Source organism: Rhodococcus sp. BS-15, from assembly GCF_000813105.1.
Taxonomy (GTDB): domain Bacteria; phylum Actinomycetota; class Actinomycetes; order Mycobacteriales; family Mycobacteriaceae; genus Rhodococcoides.
Genome location: NZ_BAOX01000320.1, coordinates 1 through 5,354 on the forward strand (window position 1 = coordinate 1; position 5,354 = coordinate 5,354).

Here is a 5,354-nt window from a genome sequence, read left to right on the forward strand (position 1 = left end):
CCGACGCGGCCCGTGCCGACGAACTCACCCTGGCTCTGGCGTCGTTCACGGTGATAGCGCAGCGCGGCGACGGATTGGGCGAACGACTGGCCAATGCACACGCCGACGCAGCCACCACCGGCGCGGTACTGCAGATCGGCATGGACACCCCACAGGTGACGGCGCAATTGCTGTCCGACGCTGCCGCTCATCTCGGCACCAGCGACGTGCTGGGATCGGCAGAGGACGGCGGCTGGTGGGCGCTGGGGCTGCGCAACCCCGCCCTCGCACGGTCCCTGCTCGACGTGCCCATGTCTGCGCCGTCGACGGGCACCGACACGCTCGATGCTCTGGCCGCAGCGGGAGCGTCGATCACGATGCTCCCCGAATTGCGCGATGTCGATTTCGAGTCCGATCTCGAAGCGGTGGCGCAATTGTGCGCACCGACCAGCCGATTCCGTATCGCCGTCAGGCAAATGGGTAATTGATCGGGGTTTCGGTCCGTTCCGAGAGGTCTGTTTTCGACGAAACTCGAATTTGTGCCCGAAACCTCCACATCCGTTGTGGAACAGAGCCTTCGATCTGCCCGAATTGCCGGACCGGACGCGACCAATATCGAATCGCAACAAAGCCGAACCACCGTTTCACGGCGATTTCACAGACACAGGTGCTAGAAAGTGTGACATGACCGGGTTGTTGATAGGCGTAGCCGTGTGGGTGGTGTTCGCGACAGTCGTCGCCACCGTCCTCGGTCGCGTCGCACGCCGGGGCGATTCCGAAGAACTGGGGTCCACCATCGAGTGGGACGTCGACGCTCTCGATCACGAAGTTCACCACGAGAACTGACGGCGTTCAGTCGACCCGTTCGACGATCTCGGTCAGAATACGAGCCGCCGCGGCCAGTGTCTCCCGCTGCTGCGGCGTCAACTCCTCCAATTGCTCGGCGAGCGCGATTTCCCGAGCGGCTACCTCCTGACGCGCAGTCGCCGTCCCGGCATCGGTCAGCGACAGAACCACCTGCCTACCGTCCGTCGGATGCGGCTCCCGGCACATCAGCCCCGACTCGACCAAGGCGTGCGAGGACCTGGAAACCGACGGCGGCTTGATCCGCTCCCGTGCCGCCAACTCCCCCGTCGTCATCGACCCCTCACGGAGCAACGTCGTCAGAATCGACAGGTGAGCCACCGGCAATCTGTCGCTGGAATGGCGCAGACGAAGCCTCCGATTCAGCCGCATCGCACTGACGGACAAATCCCTCGCCAGCCGGGAATCGGGCAGATCACTCACACTGTCCAGATTACGACACCGAGTTGCATTCGCCCGATTTCTCGAAACAGCGGATCCATCGATTCAATACCTCCCGAACAAACCGCTGATATGGTTCTCCACGGTTGCCGGGGAGTGAAATCGAAATCGGGAGTACGTCGTGAGTCGCGTGGGTTCCAAAGTATTGACCGTTGCCGTCATGGCCGTGGCTACGTCACTGCTGGTCACCGGGCCCAACGCGCTCGCCAATCCCAACGCGGTCAATCCCATTGCCGGACTCAACGGCACGTTCGGACTGCCGCAGCTGAACGGTCGTGCACAAGCCGTCGCTCAAGTGACCGGGATTTCGAGCGCCAACAACACACAGAACGTCAACATGATCGGCACCGATCTCGGCATCATGTGGGACAACGGCCGCGGCGAGGTGTTGACGGCTTTCGGCGATACCGCCGGTCTCGGCGTACCCAACCTGCTGCAGGGCAGCCTGTGGTCGTGGCGCAGCAACGCCATCGTGCGTAGCAACGACCGAAACCTCGCCGACGGCATGAACTTCGACAGCGTCGTGCTGGACCCGATCGGTCAGACCAAAGAGGTCGTCCCCAGCCCCAAGATCCCGTTCGTCGAGATCAGCCGAATCCCGACGGCCGGCGTGGCCGTCGGCGACAGTCAGTACCTGAACCTGATGTCGGTCAAGAACTGGGGACCCGCAGGCACCTGGGAAACCAACTTCTCCGGCCTGGCCGTGTCGAACGACAACGGGGAGAACTGGGCAGCTCTTCCCGACACCCAGCGGCCCAGTGTCGGCGGCGATCGCAACTTCCAGCAGAGCGCTTACCTCAAGGACGGCGGTTACGTCTACCAGTACGGCACACCGCCCGGCCGCTTCAACCTCGGACACATCGCCCGCGTCAAGGAACAGGACATCGCCCGGCTCGGCGAATACGAGTACTGGACCGGCCAGGACTGGAAGAAGGGCGACCCGGCCGCGGCCGCACCCATCGTCGGCGGCGTCGGCGAACTCTCCGTCGCATACAACGCGACCCTCGGTCAGTACCTGATGATGACGACCGACAACGCCAACTCCATCGTGCTGCGGCGCTCGCCGTCGCCCGTCGGGCCGTGGAGCCCGCCGGAGGTTCTGGTCGACACCCGCGAGGTCAGCTCCATCTACGCGCCGTACATCCACCCCTACTCGACCGGCCGCGACCTGTACTTCCTGGCCACGGTCTACCAGAACTACAACGTGCTCCTGCTGCGCACAACGCTGTAGGAGGCCCCACTAGGCTTCCCCGGGTGGACGCCGCAGACTGGATCGCAAGTACGAAGGCCGAGAACTCGTCTACGGCGAGGCACCGAACGCAACATTGGTGGAAGTCGCGACGACGCTGAAACGTGGTCGGGCACTCGACCTCGCGTCCGGTCAGGGCCGAAACGCCATCTGGCTGGCAACCCGCGGCTGGACCGTCGACGCCGTCGATTTCTCGTCGGTCGCACTGACGAAGGCGAGTCGTGTTGCCGCCTCGGCACCGCGCTCGGTGCGCGAGCGCCTGACCTGGGTCCACGCCGATGTGACGCAGTTGTCGACAGAACCGAACTATGACCTGGTTCTCATGTTCTACCTCCATCTGCCCCCGGAAGAGCGGCGCACGGCCGTATCGACGGCAGTTTCAGCGCTGAAACCTGATGGAATCCTCATGATCCTCGGGCACCACGCCGAGAACATCGAGTCGGGCGTCGGCGGCCCGCAGGAAGCCGAAATCCTGTACACACCAGAGGATTTGGCGTCGGACATCGATTCTCGGTTGACCGTCCTCACGGCCGAAAACCGCTATCGCGACGTGACCGGCGGCACAGCGATCGATGCACTGCTACTGGCGAGTAGGTCTCCCCTTGGCAGCGAACCGGATCGGGGGTAATATCCATTAAGTTACCGACGAGTAGCTAACTTGGGCGGTACTCACGAGACCGCACCACCGACTGGAGAGCGAACGAGCAATGGGCCATTACAAGAGCAACCTTCGGGACCTCGAGTTCAACCTCTTCGAGCTCTTCGGACTCGACGAGACACTCGAAGGCGACAACTTCGGCGACATGGACGGCGAAGTTGCCCGCGACATGTTGCGTGAGGTCGTACGCCTGGCCGAGGGACCGCTGGCCGAGTCCTTCGCGGACGCCGACCGCAACCCGCCCGTCTTCGATCCCGACACCCACAGCCTGAAGCTGCCCGACTCCTTCAAGAAGTCGTTCAAGGCGCTCTACGACGGCGAGTGGTGGCGCGTCGGCCTCGACGAGGAAATCGGCGGCATGCCTGCCCCGCGCAACCTCCTGTGGGGCATCAACGAGATGCTCCTCGGCTCGCAGCCCGCAGCATTCATGTACTCCGCAGGCCCCGGCTTCGCGAACATCCTGTTCCACAACGGAACCGACGAGCAGAAGGAATGGGCCAAGGTCGCTGTCGAGCGCAGCTGGGGTGCCACGATGGTGCTCACCGAGCCCGACGCCGGATCCGACGTCGGTGCCGGCCGCACCAAGGCCATCAAGCAGGACGACGGCTCGTGGCACATCGAGGGCGTCAAGCGCTTCATCACCTCGGCTGTCTCCGACGACATGTTCGAGAACATCTTCCACCTCGTACTCGCTCGTCCCGAAGGTGCCGGACCGGGCACCAAGGGCCTGAGCCTGTTCTTCGTACCGTCCGTCCTCTTCGACTTCGAGAAGGGCGAACTGGGCGAGCGCAACGGCGCATTCGTCACCGGCGTCGAGCACAAGATGGGCCTCAAGGCCTCCGCCACCTGTGAGCTCACCTTCGGTGGCCACGGCGTCCCCGCCAAGGCTGGCTCGTCGGCGAGGTTCACAAGGGCATCGCGCAGATGTTCGACGTCATCGAGCACGCCCGAATGATGGTCGGCACCAAGGCAATCGGTACCCTCTCCACCGGCTACCTCAACGCACTCGAGTACGCCAAGGAGCGCGTCCAGGGCGCAGACCTGACGCAGATGACCGACAAGACCGCTCCCCGCGTCACCATCACCCACCACCCCGACGTGCGCCGCAGCCTCATGATGCAGAAGGCGTACTCGGAGGGCCTGCGCGCGGTGTACCTCTACACCGCCGCACACCAGGATCCGGTCACCGCCAAGCAGGTCTCGGACGCGGACGCAGACATCGCATACCGCGTCAACGACCTCCTGCTGCCCATCGTCAAGGGCGTCGGCTCCGAAATCGCCTACCAGGTACTCGCAGAATCACTGCAGACCCTCGGCGGCTCCGGATTCTTGCAGGACTACCCGCTCGAGCAGTACATCCGCGACGCCAAGATCGACTCGCTGTACGAAGGAACCACCGCCATCCAGGCGCAGGACTTCTTCTTCCGCAAGATCGCCCGCGACCGCGGCGTAGCGCTCGCTCACGTTGCCGGACAGATCAAGTCGTTCATCGACAGCGAAGCAGGCAACGGCCGCCTCAAGGCCGAGCGCGCACTGCTGGCCACCGCACTCGAAGACGTGCAGGCCATCGTCACCTCGATGACCCAGCACCTCATGGGTGCACAGGACCAGCCCACCGAGCTGTACAAGGTCGGCCTGGCATCGGTGCGCTTCCTCATGGGCTTCGGCGACCTGCTCATCGGCTGGCTGCTGCTGCGTCAGTCCGAAATCGCCATCGCTGCACTCGACAACGGTGCAGAGGGCAAGGACAAGGCGTTCTACGAGGGCAAGATCGCCGTGGCATCGTTCTTCGCCAAGAACATCCTCCCGCAGCTCACCTCCACCCGAGCAATCCTCACCAACATCGACAACGACATCATGGAACTCGACGAAGCAGCGTTCTGATCCACTGACTCACAACGGCCGCACTCGTTCTCGAGTGCGGCCGTTGTCGTGTGCCGGGGATGGTGGGGGGGCGCACCCCGGTTGCCGCAAATGCGCGCGCGCTTGTTGGTGGGGCATAGTTGCGGGGCTCCGGTTGCCGCAAAAGCGCGCGCAATTGTTGGTGGGGCATCGTTGCGAGACTTCGGCTGCCGCAAAAGCGCGCGCGTTTGTCAGATGCGCGCGCTTTCTGCGGGATCCTCAGGCAATTTCGCGCGCGTTCGGCGAATGCGCGCGCGTTTG

The 5,354-nt window shown here is 63.8% G+C and carries 5 protein-coding genes and 1 pseudogene; 5 read left to right on the top strand and 1 reads right to left on the bottom strand.

Features of this window, described 5'->3' with window-relative positions; translation table 11 throughout:
- A partial coding sequence (locus RHBS_RS23810; RefSeq protein WP_128646583.1) for a DUF2064 domain-containing protein occupies positions 1–467 on the top strand: 467 nt, incomplete at its 5' end.
- Between the two features lie 196 nt (positions 468–663).
- Positions 664–825 carry a hypothetical protein gene (locus RHBS_RS29255; RefSeq protein ID WP_183130283.1) on the top strand — a complete coding sequence of 54 codons (162 nt, stop codon included), beginning with the start codon at positions 664–666 and terminating at the stop codon, positions 823–825.
- Positions 826–831: 6 nt separating this feature from the next.
- Here RHBS_RS29255 and RHBS_RS23815 read toward each other — a convergent pair whose 3' ends face one another.
- Complete coding sequence (locus RHBS_RS23815) at positions 832–1,164, bottom strand: MarR family winged helix-turn-helix transcriptional regulator (RefSeq protein WP_237669621.1); 333 nt, start codon at positions 1,162–1,164, stop codon at positions 832–834.
- 280 nt (positions 1,165–1,444) lie between these two features.
- On the opposite strand from RHBS_RS23815, the gene RHBS_RS23820 reads away from it, so the two are divergent.
- The 3 genes and pseudogenes from RHBS_RS23820 (at position 1,445) to RHBS_RS23830 (ending at position 5,075) form a co-directional block, all read left to right on the top strand.
- Positions 1,445–2,515 carry a DUF4185 domain-containing protein gene (locus tag RHBS_RS23820; protein ID WP_128646587.1) on the top strand — a complete coding sequence of 357 codons (1,071 nt, stop codon included), beginning with the start codon at positions 1,445–1,447 and terminating at the stop codon, positions 2,513–2,515.
- Positions 2,516–2,612: 97 nt separating this feature from the next.
- The gene (locus RHBS_RS23825; protein WP_237669623.1) at positions 2,613–3,161 is read left to right on the top strand and encodes a bifunctional 2-polyprenyl-6-hydroxyphenol methylase/3-demethylubiquinol 3-O-methyltransferase UbiG; all 549 of its coding nucleotides are present in this window, start codon (positions 2,613–2,615) and stop codon (positions 3,159–3,161) included.
- Between the two features lie 79 nt (positions 3,162–3,240).
- Positions 3,241–5,075, top strand: a pseudogene (locus RHBS_RS23830) (acyl-CoA dehydrogenase).
- Positions 5,076–5,354: the final 279 nt, after the last annotated feature.

Coding starts and splice junctions, on each gene's coding strand:
- RHBS_RS23820 (WP_128646587.1), top strand. CDS start 1,445: ATGGCCGTGGCTACGTCACTGCTGGTCACCGGGCCCAACGCGCTCGCC.
- RHBS_RS29255 (WP_183130283.1), top strand. CDS start 664: ATGACCGGGTTGTTGATAGGCGTAGCCGTGTGGGTGGTGTTCGCGACA.